The sequence below is a fragment of the Wolbachia endosymbiont (group B) of Ischnura elegans genome, from assembly GCF_947251585.1.
GTDB lineage: Bacteria > Pseudomonadota > Alphaproteobacteria > Rickettsiales > Anaplasmataceae > Wolbachia.
The window spans coordinates 1,407,632-1,429,425 of sequence record NZ_OX366371.1; the positions used below are offsets into that span (position 1 = coordinate 1,407,632).

The following is a 21,794-nucleotide window of genomic DNA, read 5'->3' on the forward strand; positions in this document are numbered from 1 at the left end:
GTCTGCTAATGAAGGCTCTTAAGTTGACGCCATTGCGTGAACGGTTACAATGAAATCATCATATAAAAAAGTTAGTATGGATCACTTGGTAGACCAACGCGTCCCGAAACAAAAAGCTCTCACGCTAGCTGGTTTTGGTTGCTGAAAATGGCTAAATTATCTAAGATTTTAACGATATATATTGCTGAATTAATAGGAATTCATTTTTGAAATATAAACTCTCAGTAACCCTCATCTACCAGGAAGATCATCTGCAGAACTATGTCCTAAGTTGTCCTTTATACGAAGAACATCCTTAACTGATATAAGAGTATTTGGCCCCTGTGCACGATCATTCCATACGGCATACGACAAAACTACTGTGTCTCCATCGGTAATACGCTTATATCCTCTACATTGCAAATAACTATTTAACTGATTATTTGCCTCTTGTATTTTACTCTGTAGTTCGCCAGTATCAGCAAACTTCAGCTCTATCCCAATTGGATGAACACCACCTCTACTTTCTGCAGACCTTAATAACACCAAATCTATCTTCTCTCCTCCTCCCAACTGGAACTCTATAATTATCCTAGCTGGATTATTACAAGTATAAAACAATCCATGCAACACAGAATGAAACCCAACCTCTCGGGCGTTATTTCTATTCACTACCCACATTAACGGAAATAGCACTTTGGAAATTGCTTGAAATAATGCCTTATGCCTATTGATATCTTGCCAGCCTGTATTCATCATAACATTTGCAGTGCTGTGTATATTACTAACACCACCTATTGTTAAAAGCTCACCTTGAAAAGACTGATTGCCCTTACTCTGTAGATAATCGGCAGGTGATTGAAATGGTGTTACATCAACTGCTAAACCAAGATCATCCTCATCTCTTCTCCTTGGATTCAACGTGCATGCTACTTCATATACTCTAGCATCTGGCCAACGTGACAAGTCTAGACCTTGTATGGGAAATTGGTGAGCTAACACGTGACGAATATCAAGCACAATAATTCTTTCTTCTCCTTGCCATAATGCTCGTAAAACCATAGTTAAGGCACGATCCCCAACATTTACTTGCGTGACTCTTCCATGTGGACCTCGCATCCTATCATCATCATGGTATTTAAACAAGTGCTTATCTACATATACTTCACTTCCATCTTCCAACTCAATTCTTCTTTTTGCAAACGTAGCACTTGCAAAAGTAAATCTAGTTGTATAGGAAAATATTCTGCTGTTAGTACCTCTAATATCAGGCACAGCAGGCACACCAAAAGATGGGTATAGTAAATAGTCTCTAATACTCTCTCGAATTTCGGCCATAGATCCATTAAACAGCCTTTCTACCAAAGAAGATTCTCTTTCCAAAAAATTTTGAGTGCTAAGCTGCAAACGTTCGTTGTTGTCTAAATCAAAATTTAACCCTATACAAACGGCATCATCCGATGAGGTGTGGATGGATATAGATGAAACAGGACATCTTGTAACGTAATTTTCAGCCTGTTCCAATGCTTGATCAGCACTCTCTTCTCCAGCTTTGAGCTCGATTATAATAGGAACAGAATCTCTTAACCTATTCACACCACGTACAAGGAAAGTAATATCTGTATATCCACCTCCTACAAATAACTCAAGATAAATGCCAGCCGTGTGGCGATACCTAAAGTTCATCAAAAACCCTGACAGAAAGCCATGATAGTCTGACTCCTTGCCATTGAAATCTAGTACATGATTATATCTATTGTAGATGTCAATTATGTACTGCAAAATTCTTTTGGTAGATCTTTTCACGTTTATTCCGTTATTACTTGCTAGCCTTCCTATAAGATCTGATAAGTAGCCTTGTTGTTTAGTTCTGATGATCTCTTCAAAATCATTACATGGAGATGCTGAACCTTGAGTAAATGCTTCACCTTCAGAAAATCGCTCACATCTTATTGCTTCCTCTTCCTCGTCTTCTCCTAGATTTTCTGCCCATACAAATGTTTTATACTCTTCCCATTCTAATTTTAGTTTTCTTCTTTTAGTACCATCCCCCTGTAGTTTACGTTCTATCCGCTGCTTCTCTTCTTCACTGAATCTTGAACCAATGCTGTTTATCCTGTCAGCAATAGTATAGCACCTTACTATTTGCCTGCCGTTTCCGTCTTCAGTTAAAATAGCAACCTTTAAATTTCCTTTCCCAGGTCTATCTGGATCATTGTCAAAACGAAAGAAAATTCTTTCACTGTCGTTTGCAATATCAGAATCAAATGCAGTAGCAAACATACCGAAAAAGAATGCTGGAAAAAAGCGACCCTTACCAACCGAGTGCAAAAAAGATGGACATTGATCCAAGAAAGACTCAAACCTTTCTCTAAACTCCTGACAATTTCCATCTAACAAATTCCTAATGAACCCGATATTCTCACCATTGTTATGCATAAAACACCTCTACCTACTATGACCAGGGAAACCACTAACACCAGGAGCCTCTAACATGGACTGCGGGTCACCAGAGTCACCAAGATCACCGCCACCTTTATGAGGAATAGACACCTTCTTATCTAACTCAGAAAACAATTCTTCTGCTAGCCCGCTGTAATTAATATTCTTCTTCATACTAGACTTTCTAACCACTCTTAAATTACCAATAATATCTCCTTTAAAGTCTCCAAAATCTTTATCTGAACAAACTTCCTTGGCAAACTGCAATATTTCTAACATCTCACCCTTTTTTACAGTTAAGCTGTCCTTATCATCATAGCGTCTGCAATCAACAATTAATTCTGCTAGTACATCTGTTATAGGATCTATATTCTTAGAAAAATCAACCGCAACCTTTTTGTGCTCATTAAAACGATCACATCTCCAAAGGACCATAAAAATTGATCTAGCTTGGACACTTAACTCAGGACTGTCTAACATCACATTTGAAAGTGAGGAAAGAAGGAGTGCATAATCCTGATGTGAGAGTATTTTTCCTGCAGGTACTGAAACTTCTTCATAGCACCAGCGCTTCACTATATCTTGAACTGTATCAAGAAAACTCCACCTGATTAACCCATTAAGAAGTGAATATACTCCCTGATCTTTTTCTGACAATTTAAGCAACAACTCACGTTTTGTTGGATTATCCATTTTATGCAGGCAAAAATCCAAAACGTTAGCACGATCGTAGTTGCATTGAATAGTAGACAAAGCAATAATCGCATTAGTAACTTCCTCTTTTCTCTCTTGCTCACTTAAATGATTATAGAAATGTTCCGCTCCCTCATTCCATTTAAAACCTACAGCTTCTCGGAACCCATCTACATTGCCGTATTCTTTTAATTTTAATTCTTCAGATTCTCTATCAATCCAAAAACTAGATACAGGATCATAACTTTCCATAGAGTCTAACAGATCACTTCTTATATACTTGTTGTTGCTAGCTGCAGGTCTACCATCATCATCTACTGCATCAGGAGAAAACCTGCTCTTGTGGAGATCGAACTTTTCCTGAAAGAGATCTTTAATTTTTTCTTTCACACAATACCTACATGCCATTTTGTATCTGGAAAGCGGGTTTTCTACTTGGCTTATACTTCTTTCAGTCAATCTTTGTCCTAGAGTAGTATTATTTAATTTTATACCCGACCAACAACTTTCATCGCGAAATATGTTGTATAAGAATTGTAGCTTGTTATCTTCAAGATATTGTAACTGCCTAATGTAAGTTTTGACCCACCTTTCGATAGTCAAACGCCTTCCAGCAGCAATATTAGAATCTGGATGTTTAATGATATTCTGTAATTTCTTAAGTATTGTAGCATGGCGATCTGTCTTCCTTGGCATTGTACCCCCTATATAAAAATATTTACTGCATTATGCAAAAGTTAGAATCAAATAGCAACACTAAAATTATCAAGGACAAGAAAAATTTTATGAAAAACATTTTTTATATTTAAATATCATCTATTTTGCACTTAACTGATGCGTAGAATTGGTGAGAAAATCAAATAGGCCATAGCGAGAATAGCGGAAGAGTTAGATGTAGGCTTTAATATATTAGACTAATGGATAAAGAAGTATAATAAGTTGAAAAGCGCTCTAAGGGAGCTACAGTACTTAAGCTTTTTCCTTGAGCTGTGAAATATCAGCTTGAGAAAGGCCTGTAGATTCAGCTATTAAGTCAACAGACACGCCAGCCTTAAGTAGGTTTTGGCCACATCTATTTTAGCTTGTTTTTCGCCCTCTTCCCTACCTTTTTCTGCACCAATTTTAATACCTTCCGCTTTACCTTTTTCCTGGCCGATTTGGATGCCTTCTTGTCTACCTTCTAGTTTAGCATCATCGAGTTTTTGTTCCAAGATAGCAGCTTCTTTCTGTAAATCCATTACTCTTTCTTCATATGCTAATAAGTCCTTCTCATTCCAATGAAATTTATCTAACTCATCATATGCTAACTTTATTATCGGTGATTTTTCTGCTATTTTCCTTAAATCTTCATCAGTTGTTTCTTCTGCATATTTAAAGAAAAATAGCCAACGATCTACTACATTTTCTAGCTGCTCTTCTCTGTTCTTAGGAAACTTTGGTAACTCAATGAAAATAAATTGAAAATCTTTTAAGTCATGCTCATTAGTTTTTTCATCTCTTATGGTATGGCTAGATATATAATCAAGCTTATCAGGAAATAAATTACAATTGGAAATAGCAATAAAGAAAACCTTCTTTAAATCAATGTACTTACCACCTTTATCAGCCTGCCTTGAGTAAGCCTTAGCAGCATATAATTGCGCCCGTTTTTCGAAGCCTTTATCACGAGCGAGTTGGTCAGGTAAGGAAGCAGTATTACTACTACTCCCTCCCTTAGAAACCTTACTATTACCCATAAGTATATAAATGGTAAAAAGCTGCTATTTTACTAATTCAATTTAGTACTATAAATAGACCTATGGTCTAAAAATGAAATATATGATGAAAGGAAGTATAAATACCTCAACTAGTGAATGGGCAGAAAGTGAATTTGGGATTGTTAATTTTGGCGATATAAGATTAAGTAAAAGGCTTTTAAAAGTAGTTAATAGTTTTGCTGAATCGCCTGAATGTTCAATAAATCAAGCTTGTAAAGATTGGTATCAAAGTAAAGCAGCTTATAGATTTTTTCAAAATGATGCCATTTCTGAAAGAAAGATATTAGACAGTCATATAGTTAAAACTGTTGAAAGAGCTAAAGAATATTCAACTATTTTAGCTATCCAAGACACGAGTTATATTTCATATAAAAATCATAAAAAGGCCAAAGGATTAGGGATTATAGCAGCAAGATTAAGATCTGAAACAACCAATTTTAAAACCCATGGATTAGTGATGCATACAACATTTGCAGTTACAACAGAAGGACTACCTATAGGATTATTAGATCAAAAAATTAGTACTAGACCTCCCTTAGCTGAAGACCTAAGAGAGTTGAAAAGGAGAAGCCATAACACTGCTGTTCCTATAGAAGAGAAAGAAAGCATACGGTGGATAGCATCACTAAAAGACTCTACTAATCACCCTGGATTAAAGGATGTTAAGGTAGTTACCGTTTGCGATAGAGAAGGAGATATTTATGATTTATTTGAAGTTGCTTCCACTAATCAATCTCTTTTTGTAGTAAGAGGAAATCAAAACAGAACAGTAAACAAGAGATCAACTTATTCTGAAAAAGGTGGTGAAAAGTTGTGGGATTTGATGAATCGTATGCCTTGCCAAGGAGAAATTCAAATAAGTATTCCTACCCGTGATAATAGGCCTAAAAGAACAGCAGTGTTAGAAGTAAAGTTTAGTAACTTTGTGATGAATGCATCAAAAAACAACGCTAGACGTAAGACTCAAAAACTTCCTAATTTAAATTTGAATGCTGTCTATGTTATAGAAAAGTATTCCCCATTTGGCGAAGAACCTATGAACTGGATCTTATTGACAAATATAAGTGTTAATAATTTTGAAGAAGCAGTAGAAAAAATACAATGGTATTGCTTAAGGTGGAGAATAGAGGTCTTTCATAAAATTTTGAAATCCGGTCTTAAAGTTGAAGAATGTAGACTCCAAACAGCAGATAGATTGATCCGCTTTCTTACAATAATGAGTATAATTGCATGGAGAATATTTTTTATTACATTAGTAGCTAGAACAAATCCCAATCTTCCTTGTACTATCATACTGACTGATGAGGAGTGGAAGGTTTTGTATACAAAAATGCTAAAAACAAAAAACTATCCTGAAGCCCCACCACCCATAAGAAAAATCGTGAGGTGGGTAGCTCAATTGGGAGGGTTTTTAGCTCGCAAAAATGACTTAGAACCAGGTCCTATAGCTTTGTGGAAGGGATGGAAACGTCTCTTTGATTTAGCAGAAGGATGGAGACTTGCTCATGAATCCTATATTTATGGGTAATAGTAAGCTTAGAAACGCAGCATGCAGGTTTCCCCACACTACGCTTGAGCCCCTTATCTAAGTTCTTCTTTTCTCGAACCGGCTTGTCTTTCATAAATCCTCAGAATACATCAACTTTAGTGGTGACACTAACAGTAGAGAACCTTCTCTTGAAAAGGAGCTTGCTAACATTCTTGTTCGTTTTACTCTCTCATCAAAATACTTTTTCCATTTTAAGTCAAGGGGATTTGCATCCGCTCTGATTTTAACATGTCGTCTGATAGGTATATCAATCAGCTTTAGCAGTCTTAAATACCGTATCTCTTTTGGTTTGTTCTTGCATATGGGTGCAGCAAAAACCCATTGTCGTTGACCCATTACTTTGAAGTAACGATTCTTTATCCAACGTAATCCTTTACGAGGATGTCTTTTCTTTGCCCATTTCCATAAACTATGCCAAATTTCATTGTCGATTTTTCTAAACGCTTTTTTAGCACACACATGGTGATAGTAATTTCCCCATCCTCTCAGTAGAGAGTTGAGTGACTTAATTACTATAGCCTGAGTGTTCGCTATATTTGCTTTTATCAATGTACGTGCTTTATTCAGAAGTCTTTTAATACTTTCTTTCGAAGGTTTAATAATTAACTTCTTATTATATCTACGTACATTACAACCAAGAAAGTCAAACCCTGTTGTAATAAATGTAATCTTTGTCTTCTCTTCTGACAGAATTAAACCTCGCTCATGAAGAAAAGATGATACTAAAGGTTTAACTTCATTTTCCAGTACTTCATGTGTAAAACCTGAAATAATAAAGTCATCTGAGTACCTAATTACATTCACTCCACTTCTGATTTTTCCTCTTCTTTTGCTACCTAATTTACCAAAGCAACTTTCTAATAACTGTTCAAGACCATCTAAGGTAAAGTTAGCTAGTATTGGAGAAATTATACCTCCTTGCGGAGTGCCAGCAGTTGTGGGATACAAGGTTTTTGACTCTAGGAAACCAGCCTTTAACCAACTATGCAGAATTTTCTTCTCCATAGGAATATGCTTCATAAGCCATTCATGGTTAATGTTGTCGAACGATCAATCACCTTAATACCCTCTTCAATAATCAAGTAACTAAGGAAATTACAGTTACAGATTCAACACATCCACTATTTGGCAGAACATTTCCAATATCTTCTGTCAGCTCAAAAGTCCACAATGTATTTGTTACTTATCGCAATTACATCATTCTACGTATTCCGTTTTCTGCTACCAACTTAGCTAGTAAGCAAAACTTTCTCACCAGCAAGTTAACGTGGTCTTCATTATACGAATTTGTTTCTCTAGCAAAGGAGTATAAATTATGCCATGTAAACCATGTCAAGTGTGGCAGAAAATGTCGCAACGTTTCAAGTCAGAAGTTTTAGAAAATATATTATTAGTGTCCAAAGAGGTTATCTATGAGTACATCAGAGCTAATTACAGCACAACATTTAGCACGCGAAGCAATAATTTATATCAGACAATCAACACCTCATCAAGCATTGAGCAACCAAGAAAGTTTGGAGTTACAGTATGCACTAAAACAAAGAGCAATTGACCTTGGATGGAAAGCTGATAACGTTGTAATCATCGATAGTGATCTTGGTTTAACTGGTGCTAGTGCTGAAAAGCGTGAAGGGTTTAAAGAGATTGTCACTAAAGTCACTTTATCAAAGGTAGGAATTATTCTCTCCTACGATGTGACTCGCTTATCACGTAATTGTTCTGACTGGTATCCTTTACTGGATATATGTGGCTATAAACAGTGTTTAATAGCTGACCGGGATGGTGTTTATGGTCCTGGTACTATTAATGGTCGGCTGTTACTTGGTCTGAAAGGGCAACTTGCTGAAATGGAGTTATCTACTATAAGAGCTAGACTAAATGCTGGACTATTAAATAAAGCAACCAGAGGTGATTTAGCCTTATCTCTCCCAGTTGGTCTTGTTCGTAACATTGATGGTTCTGCGAGCAAGGATCCTAACCTTGAAGTTCAGTCTCGTATCAATCTTATTTTTGAAACTTTTCTAGAAAAACGAACAGCATCAAAGGTTTTAAGACATTTTAATGATCATCAACTAACTCTTCCTAGATATAATAATTTCAAAGAACTACAGTGGAAAAAGCCAACTGTTGCAGCAATTACCTCAATACTAAAAACCCAGCCTATGCTGGAGCATTTGTTTATGGGCGTTCCCGTACTACATACCATAAGCCATCTTCTGCTGACAAAACAACAAAAAAATTACCAATGGAGGAATGGAAAGTTCTGATCAAAGGTAAATACTCAGCTTACATAGATTGGGAAACTTTTACAAAGATTGAGATGATGCTAAAAGATAATTATGCAGAATACGATCGCAATAAAACACGTGGTATAGCAAGACCAGGTGCAGCATTATTACATGGAATAATTTATTGTGGAGAATGTGGACATAAAATGTTGGTACAGTATAAAGGAGGAAATCGTTATTTATGCAACTATCTACGTCAGCAGTATCGTGTACCTGTATGTCAGCTTTTACCAGCTGATATTATTGATAATGAAGTAGTTCCCAAATTTTTTGCTGCACTTGGTCAAATTGAGCTTGATGCTTATACTCAGGCGATTAACTCACAATTGCAATCTGAGCAAGCAATTAATAAAGCACATTTACAACAATTAGAGCGCCTAAAGTACCAAGTTAGATTGGCAGAAAGACAATTTAATCAAGTAGACCCTGACAATCGTCTTGTAGCTGCAGAACTTGAAAGACGCTGGGAGAAAGCATTGAAAGAACTCCAACAAGCAGAAATTATGTTCGAACGTCAGCGTCCAAGTGATCCAACACCTCAATTACCTGAAGAACTGAAAACAGTATTTTTAGATGTAGGCAAAAGATTACCTGAAATTTGGTATGAATCAATTCTATCACGTCAACAACAAAAGTCCTTTCTTCGTTGTCTCATTGATAAAGTGGTAGCACACAGAATCAGACGCGATTGTCTTCAGGTACGCATTATATGGCATGGTGGCGAAACTACTACTTCTCATGTTCCCATTCCAGTAAACTCTTTTCGCGAGTTGACTAAAGCAAAAGAAATGGAACAGTCTATAATAAAGTTAAGTAAAGAAGGTAAAACAGATGCAGAAATTGCTAAGTACTTAGAAAAACAGGGACATCGCTCCCCCACAAAAAACATCGTTTTAGAAAATACAGTAAAAACTATTCGGTTAAAAAATAACATTATGCGAGCAAGGAATCAGTCACATCCGCTTAAAGTATCTGGATATCTTACCGTTCCACAAATTGCAAAAATCCTCAATGTTACTACACATTGGATTTATGATAGAATTAATAATGGTCAAATCAAAGTACGAAAAGATGACAGTAAAACCAGAGGAAAATATTTATTTGAGAATACGCCAGAGACTGTTAGAATCCTTATGGATTTTAAACATGGTAAACTCAACAATCCAAATTTTTTATAGGAGTATCAATATGCATAATCAAAGCACCCTGAAATATCTGCATCCAGTAAAAATGCTGTTTTCTGTTTTAGTGCTATGAATATAGCTTCAATGGCATCATGACACGACCTACCAGACCTAAAACCATATGTGTTTGGCTCAAATTTTGCTTCCCACTCCGGTTCTATCACCATTTTTACAAGTGTTTGTTTTGCTCGATCTGATATTGTAGGAATACCAAGCGGGCGATACTCCGATGGCTTACCAGGTTTTGGAATCCAAACTCGTCTCGATGGTTTTGCTTTTTCTCTTATATCCAAAGAATATACTAATTGTAACCTTTCTTTTTGATTAAGATTCGCTTTTCCATCTATACCTGCAGTCTTTTTTCCTCTGTTATCCTGAGTTACCTTTCTAACAGCGAGCGTTCTTGCACTTGTTGATCTGAGTAACAATCTCTGAAGATTATGCATCTTTTTGATATCATTACATTGTGAAGCTCGGTAAATTCGTTTTTGTAGCTTAAATGAAGATTTCTCCAGCTTGCGCCAAGGAATTTCATTCCATTCATACCTAACATTTTGTTGGCTCATAACATATTCACTACTATTCACAACTTTACCTTCCAAACTACAGTGTCTATGTTTGCATATCCTAAACATTACCTTAGGCATTAGCTTCTTAGACAATCCCTCTACATAGGAGCATTCGGCTGGCTACCTTCTTAGTTATCCTTTTGAAAATAAAGAATAATAAGAGCTTCTATGTAGTTACTCCGTTCCATAAAATCGTTTCTCGTTAAACTTAGGCTCTTACTATCTGCCGGAAGATTGGAAGCATCTTAATCAGGAAAAGCCGATCCTAATTACCCGTTTCTTCATACCTTTTGGTATATGCGTATTCAACCTTATTTCGCATATTCGAATTAACGACAGTTCAAACATAAGTTTCTTTTCGTAGCCATATCTAACTCTTCTCGAGAGGATTTATCATAAGGTTTGATATTACTCCCTTTTGATCCATGCTTACACCATGAGAATTTGCCACTTTCTTAAGGTGTGGATCATGATTTTACCCAGATGCTATGGGAGATGGAATTTAACCATCACGACATTTATGACCTTCGGGCCGCACCGACTTTAATTCTTCAAAAACAACTATGCTTGAGAGAAGAGAGATTAAAATTGCAGTATATAGAACCAGTATCATAAAACTAAAATTTTGCAATTTAAAAAGACAGCATATCACTGTACACACTATTAAGCTGTAAGTAGCTTTGCTTCTACCATAAAACTCAACCATTGAGTTTACAACTAAAGTAGCTCCCACAAATAAGGCAGCACATATCATTAATTTATTTGAAGTGTTAAGTAAAGAAAGACTGATAAGCAAGAGTATTGATAAAATGGACATAATCACCTACCCAAATTTAATAATATGCATTTATTTTAATCAGACATTACACATAATGAAAAATTTGTCTAGCGTAATCAAAAGTTATTTAAACTAGTACCTAAGTCTTTCAAATCTATTCTTATAATATCCTTTATATTGAGAGCTTTCTCCTCTGTCACTTTTCCAATACATGAAAAAACTATACCTTTAAACAATTCTTCAAACTTCCGCTGATTTTGCGGGGCAATGGTTACTAATATTCTACTTTGCGATTCAGAAAACATTATTATCTTGTTTATTATGTCTGTATTTTGTGTTTTTCCTATTGGTACTAGTGAAAGATCAATTTCAGCACCAAGGTCTCCTGCAATTAGCGATTTTGCCAAAGCAATAATTAAGCCGCCTAAGTTTGGTGCAATTGCAGAGACAATTATGCCATCTTTTATTGCCTGGTTGTAACGTTCATACAACTTCCTAGCGCTCTTTGCATTAACTTTTGGCACGTTGTTATTATCTATTCCACTATATAACTGATATTCAGATCTACCAAGCTCATCGTGGGTTGTACCAAGCACATATATCAAGTCCCCTGGCATTTTCACATCAAGCGATACCGCATTTTCAATATTGTCTATAACTCCAATTGCTGAAATGAGTAGTGAAGGTGGTGCAGATATCATCACTTTCTCGCCATTTTCATCATATCCCTTAAAGTCGTTAAACATACTATCTTTTCCGGATATAAATGGTGTTTTAAATGCAGTTGCAAAGTTGTAACAAGCCTCTGCAGCTCTCTTTAGTTGCCACAGCCTTTCTGGATTATAAGCATCACACCAGCAAAAATTGTCGAGCAACGCTAGATGATTTATATTTCCTCCTGCAGCTACGTAGTTGCGTATTGCAGTGTCAATCGCACATGCTGCCATGTGATAAGTGTCAATTTCTCCATAACTTGAGCCAAATCCCTGCGATTTTACAACACCTTTGTTTGAAGAAAGGACTGGCCTCGAGACAACAGCTTCACTGCACACTCTTCCCTTGCCTTGCAGTGGTTTCAGTATTGACGATCCTTGAACCTCATGGTCATATTGCACCACTATAAACTCTTTGCTGCGTATGTTTGGTCTGCTTAGCATTTCTTTTAGTGCAAAGGTGTCATTCCAGTGCTTGACACTGTAATCTATCTCAAGCTCAACTCTGCCATCGCACGTATTTTTACATAAAGTTTTAGATTTATTTGCAGACAAAGCCTGCTGGATTCCAGTGTCAAGCACTGGGATAACAGGAGAGAATTCTGGAATGACAGCGTATGGGTTAGATTTTCCAGACCATGGCTTTGTCTGTAAATGCATTTTAGGATTACCATCATGCAGAAATTCAGTTTCGATGTCCATTATTACTGCCCCTGGGGGACATTTAACAACGGCTTTGCCACTTTTGTTGAATTCTCCAATTACACAGACCTCCACATCATGTGTTTTCATGATTTGCTTAAACACAGGAAGATTTTCTTCTGGCACTGCTAAGGTCATTCTCTCTTGTGATTCTGATATCCATATTTCCCACGGAGCCATACCATCGTTTTTAAGGAGAACCTTGCTCAAATCAACTTCAAATCCGTCTTTTCCCATTTCACCAATGGACGATGATAGACCGCCTGCTCCATTATCCGTTATTGCATTATAAAGACCAAGATCTCTTGCTTTTACGACGGCGTTGGATAATTTTTTTTGTGTTATAGGATCACCAATTTGCACAATTGTTGAAGGGCTGTTTCCCGACAATGCCTCTGAAGAAAAAGTTGCACCGTGAATTCCGTCCCTTCCAACTCTTCCACCAATAATTACGATTTTATCACCGTTTTTGGGTTCTTTTATGTGTGAAGGTGCATTATTTATATTCCGTGGAATAATTCCGATGCTTCCAACAAAAACTAATGGCTTTCCACAGAATCTATCGTCAAAGTATACCGATCCAAGTTGCGTTGGAATACCGGAGCAATTACCAGCAACATTAACACCGTGAATCACTTCTTTCATTATATATTTTGGTGGTAAGATTTTATCAGTACGCTCTTTATCTCTATAAAGTTTGCCTTTTGATTCTTTGGCAAAGCAAAAGTAATAAGTATTCATGATAGGTTCTGCACCTTTGCCAAAACCGACTATATCTCGATTAACTCCAAGCACTCCAGTCATTGCTCCACCGAACGGATCGAGAGCTGAAGGACTATTGTGAGTTTCAACTTTATCTACAATCAAGTAATCGTCATCAAAAATTATTCCTCCTGCGTTGTCGGAGAAAACTGACACGCATATGTTAGAATTTATCTCACGCGTTGCACGCTTAATATAATGAGCATATAGACCATCTTTTATTTCATCAATAGGGGAGCAAAAAATATTGTGTTTACAATGTTCAGACCAAGTCTGTGCCAGAGACTCAAGTTCAATATCATATGGATTTCTACCGAGTTTTTTAAAGTAATCCTTTATAGCTTTCATTGCTGCCAGCGAGAGCCCTAAAGTGCCATTACCATCGATTCCATCTCTGCTGATTTTTTCAAGCTCTTGGTCACTTACATTGAGTTTGACAGATTTTGCTCCATTATTACCTGGTGTCATCCCAGTGCTTGACACTGGAATCCATTCTTTTTTTTCCTGGTCACGCGCTGTAATGACACCAGGTGGGGTATTTGGTTTACTGTAATACTTCCAATGGCAATTGCCGTTTTCTTTATAGACAAGTGTGCAATATTCAGTAATAGGATTGAATTCCTGTTTTATGTCATCTTCGGTTGGAAAACCTCCTTGACTTAGAATCAATTTTGAACTTCTTGCCTTGATAGAAACACTTTCATCAATGTGGCCTTTGCTCATTAGATATTCTCTAACAATTTGTTTTGCCGTGTTTCCTACGTTATCGGTCATGCCAGGTAAAAAGCTTATCTCCAAGCCCCACTTTTCTTGTGATTCTATGAAGTTATATTGAACTTCTTCAAGGTTTTCATTGTAGGAATAATAACGGCAGTCTTGTATGACTTTATTATAAAATAGCCCACAAATTTCTTCATGTAATTTTGATGGTAATTCTTTGCTTATGTAAATCAAGTAAACATTAACTACCCTTCTGCGGCCAACTTGTTCACATTTATTAAAAACTTCTATTCTGATGTTTGCCATGTAATATTGTGAAAGACTTTAATATATCATAGCATAAGAAACTGCGAGCACATTTATATTTTAAATAATTTCTATACAATAAAAGTGTTGTATTAATTGTTACTGTTAGTGGGAAGAGTTTTTACTGTTAATGTGAATGAGTCCCTTTTTGATGTGCTGGTTCAGCACATATTTTCTGAATATGAAAGAGAAAAAATTCCCAAGATAAAGATCATACTTCCCTGCAAGAGGGATGTGATAGCATTGCTGAGTGCATTCAAGAATTACAGAACTATAATTTTGCCAGAGATAGTTTCACTAGAAAACATTGATGAAGAAGATTTAATATTAAATCTTGATAGAGTTAAAGTTATTAACCCGACAAAGAGAACGCTGCTACTCATTCAATTTATATTGGAGTGGAATAAAAAACACAATGATAGTTTTCCAATCGATCTAGTTTACAGTTTGCCGTCATTACTTCAATATACCCAAATAGCGGATTGTTATCAGCTTGATGAGCATTCGAAGAAAATGGAGAATTTCATAAACTTACTTATCAAAACTTGGAGTAACACTTTAAAAAATTTAGGAGTAGTAGATATACTAAAGCATAAGAGTGACTACATAAACAATATGATAGCCTCCCTGAAGAAAGATCAGCATATGATCTTTATTGGAATTGGAAAGGAGGAGATTTATAAGTTGTTGATTAAAGCTGTATACGACCTGCCATTTGGAAAGATAATTTTACCTAATCTGAATTTGAAAATTAAAGAGAAAGATTGGCAATCACTTGATAAAAAACATTATCAATATTGCCTGAAAGATCTGCTCGATTATTTAAGTATAGGCAGAGAGGATGTAAGTTTTCTGCCAGAAGCGTGTTCTGATGTCATTCCAGTGCCCAGACACTCGGATCCAGAAAACTTAACTTTAAATGAGTGCACCAGGTGGCTGTACAATAGAAACTGGATTCCAGTGTCAAGCACTGGAATGACATCATCTACTACTCAAATTACCTGCAAATTACAATGTTCGTACACTAAAAATCAGAGGGCTGGGATGACAGGCAGTCCTGAACTAGATTATGTCTTTGATACAACTGCCGATCTAAGTAAAGTTAGTAATGGATATATTGGCAATATTGAAGTCATCACTTGTGATTCCAGAGAGGAAGAAGCACAGGTGACGTCACTAATTATGGAGAATGAAGGTTATGAAAACGTTTCTTTGGTTGTTTTTGATAAATTACTTGCAGTTCGTATGGTGTGCCCCATATCGAAAAACTATTCTTATGTGACGCTTCTGCTTTATAGTATTGAGATTTTGAACTCAAAATGGAACGGTGTGGCATTGCTTTCTCTTCTTAAACATAGGCTAGTGACTTTTGGTTACGCTCAAGAAGAGTACACTCGTATTTTATCTGAGTTTGAGATAGAAGTATTGCGTAGCTTTGATATAAATGGTCTTAAGGATATTATCAACGCTATTAGTACTTGTAAAAAGCTAAGATATAAAGAAGATATATTAATTATTATCAGTAGATTAGAAACTATATTTAATCTTTTACTTAATCTTATAAATTATCCTATTTCTGATATAGCAGCAGCTCATTTACAGTGTGTTAATGTGCTTTCTAATGTGAATTTTCTAGAGCTAAATGGTGAAATAGGTAATTTTACTCGTGATTTCTTAAATGCATGTGACGGTATAGCAATTGAGTGTTCCTTAGAGTTATATAGTCAAATCCTGATATTATTTTTAAAAAGGAAGTTTTTTTCTCCAGAAAATAACTTTGATAAATTTAGCTTATATCAAAATAAAGTTGTAATACTTGCTGGATTTAATGATATACCAAATTTTCAGAATCCGTTTTTGAGTGCACTGAATAGAGAAAAATTTAACCTTCCTTCTGTGCAAGAAGAGCAAGGGTGCTTTTTGTATACTTTGCGCAATTTATTTGGTGCCGGCAAGGTTTATATTACGAGGCTAGTGAGTGATAGAAAATCAATTCTATTGCGCCGTTTGGAGGTTCTGTTACAAGAACCAAAATATCCTTATCGCAATTGGCTAAGAATATTAAATACACCTGAGTGCATTGTTCCATGTACTCAGCCTATGCCAAAACCTCAAGCCAAAGTCAGAGAAGAAAAAATGCAAGTGATGTCTTGCAGTTCGGTAGAAAAACTGATTCGTAACCCTTATTCATTTTATGTTGAATACATACTGAACCTTAGACAGTTGAAAGACTTAAATTTTAAGCCATCGATATTGGAGTTTGGCACTATGGTACACAATATTTTTGCAAGATATTTACGCAACGAAAAGTCGCTGATGAGTATTGCACGAGAAATATTCTCGTCTAATCGATTCCACTTTTCAAATATGTGGTGGGTAAGGTTGCAGAGGATAATTCAATCTTTTGTTGAGTTTGATAGGACTGGAAACAATCAAGTTGAGTTGGAGAAGAGCTTTTCCTATCCGATATTTCATATTCCAGCGCGTGACACACAACTGCGCGGATGCTGTACAACTTCCACTAAGAATAAGGGTGTCATCCCAGTGCTTGACTACTTGGATCCAGAAAATTTGATTGCAAATGAACACACCAGACAATTGTGTAATAAGAGCTGGTCAGATACTCGAATGACAGAAGAAATTTTATTGACAGCAAGATGTGATAGAGTTGAGTATCTACCAGGTGGGCAAGTAGCAATTATAGACTATAAACTTGGTTCACCACCTTCCAATGAGGAAGTTATGTCAGGATTTTTTCCGCAATTAATTTTACAAGCTTTAGCAGTGGAATACACAACAAAAAAAGAAGTCTCGGAGCTTGCTTATTGGAAACTTGATTATGATAAAATAAAGGTTATTGCTTTGAAAGATTATAGACAAAAAATGCATGAATTTCAGAATATTCTACCAGATTTCTTATCTAATTATTTAAGAGATACTACTCCCTTCATTGCCTCTCCTTATTTTGATAAATTCCTGAGATTTAACATCTACAAACAACTAGAAAGGATAGGGGAGTGGTTATAAATTATATCTCCTCTCATCCAGATCAAAATAGCTGGTTGTACAGCTGGTTTACTAAGTGCAGTAGGAGAATTACTAGATTGTGATATAGACTCATCTTTGCTAGACTCAAACAACCATAAAAAAAAACTAAAAAGTGATTCAATCAATTTTAGCCATTAAAACTTGAATAGTGGCTAAAATAGCTTTAAATTGTATATTTATTTTAGGAGGGGTATATGCCATCACAAAAACAGCTAAATGCGCAGCTAATTGATGCTGCTAAAAAAGGACAGCTAGATTTTGTTCAGCAAGCTATACAGGGTGGAGCAATTATTAATACAATAGATGATGATTATGGGAGAACTGCTTTAATATGGGCTGCTGACAATGGTCAACTAGAGATATTACAATACTTGATAGAAGAGGGAGCAAATGTTAATGCAGAATCTCCGGGAAACATAACTGCTCTAATTCATGCTGCTGCCCATGGTCATCTTGAGGTAGTACAACTTCTAATAGCAAATGGAGCTGATTTAAATGTGAAACGTAAAGGTCAATTCTCTTCCCTAACATATGCTATTGTAAATGGCCATACGGAGATAGCAAAGCTTCTAACTAGATATCATTTAATAGCTAATCTTGATATGTCAATACCTCGCTTGCCTCTTCCTACTTGTATACCAGAGTTATCATCTTATTGGTATGACTGTAAGGATGAGCTCAATAAAATGAAGGAAGAAGATAGTGAATTATATAATTTTCTTGTAAGTAAGAGAATTAATGAACAGGTAAGAATTTGGACAGAGAGTGAGACAATACGAAATATTTCACAAGATAGATTAAATATAGAATACTCAATCTATGCTAAAGATTTAACAGGTAAAATAGAATTAGTGATATTTTTTCTTAACAACAGGGAAATAATCAATTCTTTATCGCGGTATTATAAGGTAAGAATTCAAACAATTGATCAGGTAAAAAGGCTCTTGATCGTTTCACAAGAGAACATGTAGAGCTTGAAGTAGAAATTGTTCCAGCACAATTAAACTTTAATACTCAAGAGTTACAACCCCCTAAACTAAAAACATTATCATTTGCACAAATGATTAACAATCATGCAGGATTATTTTCAGCTGCCAAAAATGGTCAATTAGAAACAGTAAGATACCTGATAGAAAAACAGAAAGAAGATATTAATTCAACAGATCACTATGGAAGAACTGCTCTAATGTGGGCTGCTGGAAGTGGCTATTTAGAGGTAGTAAAGTACCTGATAGAAACAGCAAAAGCAAATGTTAATGTGAAAGATGGCTATGAAAACACTGCTCTGAATTATGCTACTAGAAACGGGCATTTAGATGTAAAAGAATATCTGAAAGGTTACATACAAAAAGAACTGCGGAAGAAATACGTCTGCATTGGCGTGAGTGGTGCAATAGGTTATGTTGCAGGTATGACAATATCATGTTCTGCGGGAGCAGCGATTGCAGTTTGTGCAGCATCAGCTACCATTAGTCTAGCGTTAGGTGCAATTTTTGGTTATACAGTTGTAGAAGTAAAAAAAGAGAAAGCAAACACAGGTATAGCTTCTGCGCTTAAAGATGTTTTCACTATTCAAGCTCTAAGTAGAATAGCCTTATAGAGAGTGAAAGTAGGTTTATTGCTTAAGGTTGCATGATTGCCTTAATAACAATAAAAAAATAATAGAAGCAAAAGATATGGCTTGAAAGTTTTCTAAGGTCTTCACTAAAAATGTCTCAACTTGACACTGAAATACAATTTGATTTAACTAATCATATATGTAGGTAATGTCAAACACTAGAATGAGGAAATATGGATAAAAAAGTTAGAATAGAATCAGATAGCTTAGGAGAAGTAAAAGTACCAAGTGAACATTACTGGGGAGCGCAGACTCAGCGTTCTTTGGAAAATTTCAAAATTGGTACAGAGAAAATGCCAGAGCCCCTGATTAAAGCGCTAGCAATAGTAAAACTTGCAGCAGCACGTGTTAACATGAAGCAGGGTAGCATAGATAATAGAGTAGGGGATGCAATCTGCTCAGCTGCAAAGGAAATAATAGACGGTAAATTTAATAATCAATTTCCACTTGTTGTTTGGCAAACCGGGTCTGGGACGCAGACCAATATGAATGTGAATGAAGTGATCAGCAATCGTGCAATAGAAATTTTGGGCGGTGATTTAGGTAGTAAATCTCCAGTGCATCCAAATGATCATGTAAACTGTGGTCAGTCATCAAATGACACTTTTCCAACAGCAATGCATATAGCAGTAGCAGAACAAATAGACCGCTTGCTTATTCCCAATCTTGAAGAATTATATAAAGCGCTAAATAATAAGGTTCATGAATTTAAAGATATAATAAAAGTAGGGCGTACTCATCTGCAAGATGCAACTCCTCTAACACTTGGGCAGGAATTTTCTGGCTATGCAGTTCAGATTAAAAAGGGAATAGAGAGAGTAAAGTCAACTCTAAGCAATGTATATGAACTTGCACAAGGTGGCACTGCAGTTGGCACGGGAATCAATACTAAAAAGGGTTTTGCTGAGGATTTTGCTAAAGAAGTGGCAAAAATCACTAATTTTCCATTTATTTCAGCAAAAAATAAGTTTGAAGCACTAGCAGCAAATGATGCTTTAGTTGAGCTCAGTGGAGCACTCAATACAGTAGCAGTAAGCTTGATGAAAATTGCAAATGATATAAGGTTACTTGGTTCTGGTCCAAGATGTGGAATTGGAGAAATAATGTTACCAGAAAATGAGCCTGGCTCTTCAATCATGCCGGGTAAGGTGAATCCAACTCAATGCGAAGCAGTGACTATGGTATGTGCTCAAGTTATGGGAAATCATGTTGCAGTGACAATTGGTGGCTCAAATGGTCACTTTGAATTGAACGTGTTTAAGCCGGTGATAATTTACAATGTTTTGCAGTCTATAAGACTTTTAGCTGATACAAGTTTAAATTTTGCAGAGAAATGCGCAGTTGATATTAAAGCAAACGAAGAAAGAATAAAGGATTTACTAAATCAGTCGTTAATGCTAGTTACTATATTAAATACGCATATAGGATATGACAATGCAGCAAAAATAGCGAAGCTTGCTTATAAAGAAAATATCACTCTAAAGGAAGCAGCAGCAAAACTTCAACTGCTCACTGAGGAGGAGTTTGAAAGGATAGTGAAACCAGAGGAGATGGTAGGTTAAACTACCACCTTTTTTAGGGTTCTGTCGCATTTGTAGGGAAGTAGAAAGAAGAATGATATAATTGTCTAAAAAAAAGCAAAGATGTTTCGTATCAATCAAAAATTGTTGCCATATTTCAAAGGATTTAGCTTTTCAGCGGATGTTATCTGTATACATGAAATGTCGATTCTCTTTGAGCTATCGAAATTTGGAAGAAATGATGAGTATAAGGGGAGCAAAATGCTACGTTACAAAGGTGGGTTATCACCACTGATAGATGAGGCAGTAAGGAAAAGAAAGAAGCAGGTTGGTAGTAGTTGGAGAGACTTACATTAAATTAAACGGTAAATGGGTTTATTTATATACTGTAGACTTCCTCTTGTGTGTTAGTAGAGACAAGTCTGCAGCACTTGCATTCTTTCGTAAAGCCTTCAGGAGTAACTATCTTCCTGAGAAAATTGTAATTGATAAAAGCGGCAGTAATACTGCTGCTCTTGATGATTTGAATGCAGAAATTTCTGAAGATTACAGTCCTTCAAATAAAATATCTAAATAATATTGTTGATAGATTTATCAAAAAACTAATAAAGCCAATGCTTGGGTTTAAAAGCTTCCATTCCGCAAAAGACCTGCTGCGAATCAAGCGATAAAAAGAAGGAAAGGAGGGTGACTAAAATGAAGGTTAACTAAAGGCGTGCTTAAGATTTACAATACCAGCAATAATATTGAATCTCAGGTTATATTTTTTCTGAAAATTGCGATAAACATTCGACATAATCTTAAATATCTTTATCTCTCGTATCTTGTTTTCTACTCTCATTCTAAATGATGCTAATCTTCTATTATGCTCTTTCTGCTCTGGAGTTAATGGCTTTTTACGATACTTTTTATATGGAATTATAACATTGCTTTGCAATTTTTGCCAACCTTGATATCCAGAATCGGCATGTTTTATGCTATCAAGTGGTAAATATTTTTCTTGTTTCCTTATGCGAAAATCACTAATTCTACCACGGTATGACTTTGACACTGATAAAATTCTTCCTCCTTCTTCGATAATAATCTCAGTTTTCATAGTGTTGGTTCTTTTTTTTCCTGAATATGATTTCTTCCGTTTTTTACTATCTTCTGGTCTCTGTATTTGC

11 protein-coding genes and 5 pseudogenes are annotated in these 21,794 nt (G+C 35.9%); 8 read left to right on the top strand and 8 right to left on the bottom strand.

Translation table 11 applies throughout. The features are described 5' to 3' along the window. Positions 1 to 231: 231 nt before the first annotated feature. From OPR58_RS07250 to OPR58_RS07260, 3 genes and pseudogenes are all read right to left on the bottom strand, one after another. Positions 232 to 2,418 (bottom strand): hypothetical protein, encoded by a 2,187-nt coding sequence (locus OPR58_RS07250; protein ID WP_265022357.1) that lies wholly within the window; start codon positions 2,416 to 2,418, stop codon positions 232 to 234. A gap of 9 nt (positions 2,419 to 2,427) precedes the next feature. Further along, positions 2,428 to 3,810, bottom strand: a complete 1,383-nt coding sequence (locus OPR58_RS07255) for a hypothetical protein (RefSeq protein ID WP_265022358.1) — start codon at positions 3,808 to 3,810, stop codon at positions 2,428 to 2,430. Positions 3,811 to 4,083: 273 nt separating this feature from the next. Beyond that, positions 4,084 to 4,790: pseudogene (locus OPR58_RS07260) on the bottom strand (Rpn family recombination-promoting nuclease/putative transposase); the annotation flags it as partial. A gap of 142 nt (positions 4,791 to 4,932) precedes the next feature. On the opposite strand from OPR58_RS07260, the gene OPR58_RS07265 reads away from it, so the two are divergent. Beyond that, positions 4,933 to 6,399 (top strand): IS4 family transposase, encoded by a 1,467-nt coding sequence (locus OPR58_RS07265; RefSeq protein ID WP_265023151.1) that lies wholly within the window; start codon positions 4,933 to 4,935, stop codon positions 6,397 to 6,399. Between the two features lie 7 nt (positions 6,400 to 6,406). On the opposite strand, the pseudogene OPR58_RS07270 reads toward OPR58_RS07265, so the two are convergent. Both OPR58_RS07270 and OPR58_RS07275 read right to left on the bottom strand, forming a co-directional pair. After that, positions 6,407 to 6,493, bottom strand: a pseudogene (locus OPR58_RS07270) (Rpn family recombination-promoting nuclease/putative transposase); the annotation flags it as partial. Beyond that, positions 6,490 to 7,425, bottom strand: a complete 936-nt coding sequence (locus OPR58_RS07275; RefSeq protein ID WP_265022359.1) for a group II intron maturase-specific domain-containing protein — start codon at positions 7,423 to 7,425, stop codon at positions 6,490 to 6,492. The pseudogene OPR58_RS07270 and the gene OPR58_RS07275, both read right to left, overlap by 4 nt. Before the next feature lie 407 nt (positions 7,426 to 7,832). On the opposite strand from OPR58_RS07275, the pseudogene OPR58_RS07280 reads away from it, so the two are divergent. After that, a pseudogene (locus OPR58_RS07280) lies at positions 7,833 to 8,273 on the top strand (recombinase family protein); the annotation flags it as partial. Between the two features lie 257 nt (positions 8,274 to 8,530). After that, positions 8,531 to 9,886 (top strand): recombinase family protein, encoded by a 1,356-nt coding sequence (locus OPR58_RS07285; protein ID WP_265022284.1) that lies wholly within the window; start codon positions 8,531 to 8,533, stop codon positions 9,884 to 9,886. Between the two features lie 5 nt (positions 9,887 to 9,891). On the opposite strand, the gene OPR58_RS07290 is transcribed toward OPR58_RS07285, so the two are convergent. Both OPR58_RS07290 and OPR58_RS07295 read right to left on the bottom strand, forming a co-directional pair. Then, positions 9,892 to 10,494 carry a reverse transcriptase N-terminal domain-containing protein gene (locus OPR58_RS07290; protein ID WP_265022360.1) on the bottom strand — a complete coding sequence of 201 codons (603 nt, stop codon included), beginning with the start codon at positions 10,492 to 10,494 and terminating at the stop codon, positions 9,892 to 9,894. Positions 10,495 to 11,355: 861 nt separating this feature from the next. Further along, positions 11,356 to 14,442 carry a phosphoribosylformylglycinamidine synthase subunit PurL gene (locus tag OPR58_RS07295; RefSeq protein ID WP_265022361.1) on the bottom strand — a complete coding sequence of 1,029 codons (3,087 nt, stop codon included), beginning with the start codon at positions 14,440 to 14,442 and terminating at the stop codon, positions 11,356 to 11,358. Positions 14,443 to 14,550: 108 nt separating this feature from the next. On the opposite strand from OPR58_RS07295, the gene OPR58_RS07300 reads away from it, so the two are divergent. The 5 genes and pseudogenes from OPR58_RS07300 to OPR58_RS07320 all read left to right on the top strand — a co-directional run. After that, positions 14,551 to 17,469 (top strand): PD-(D/E)XK nuclease family protein, encoded by a 2,919-nt coding sequence (locus tag OPR58_RS07300; protein ID WP_265022362.1) that lies wholly within the window; start codon positions 14,551 to 14,553, stop codon positions 17,467 to 17,469. A 215-nt stretch (positions 17,470 to 17,684) separates the two neighbouring features. Then, positions 17,685 to 18,461 (top strand): ankyrin repeat domain-containing protein, encoded by a 777-nt coding sequence (locus OPR58_RS07305; protein ID WP_265022363.1) that lies wholly within the window; start codon positions 17,685 to 17,687, stop codon positions 18,459 to 18,461. An 89-nt stretch (positions 18,462 to 18,550) separates the two neighbouring features. Continuing rightward, a complete protein-coding gene (locus OPR58_RS07310) occupies positions 18,551 to 19,090 on the top strand; it encodes an ankyrin repeat domain-containing protein (RefSeq protein WP_265022364.1) in 540 nt (179 codons plus the stop codon). Between the two features lie 191 nt (positions 19,091 to 19,281). Next, positions 19,282 to 20,670: a class II fumarate hydratase gene (gene fumC / locus OPR58_RS07315; RefSeq protein WP_265022365.1), complete on the top strand. Its 1,389-nt coding sequence runs from the start codon at positions 19,282 to 19,284 to the stop codon at positions 20,668 to 20,670. Positions 20,671 to 20,751: 81 nt separating this feature from the next. Further along, a pseudogene (locus OPR58_RS07320) lies at positions 20,752 to 21,272 on the top strand (IS6 family transposase); the annotation flags it as partial. A 59-nt stretch (positions 21,273 to 21,331) separates the two neighbouring features. Here OPR58_RS07320 and OPR58_RS07325 read toward each other — a convergent pair. Next, positions 21,332 to 21,787 (bottom strand): annotated as a pseudogene (locus OPR58_RS07325) (transposase family protein); the annotation flags it as partial. Between the last annotated feature and the right edge of the window lie 7 nt (positions 21,788 to 21,794).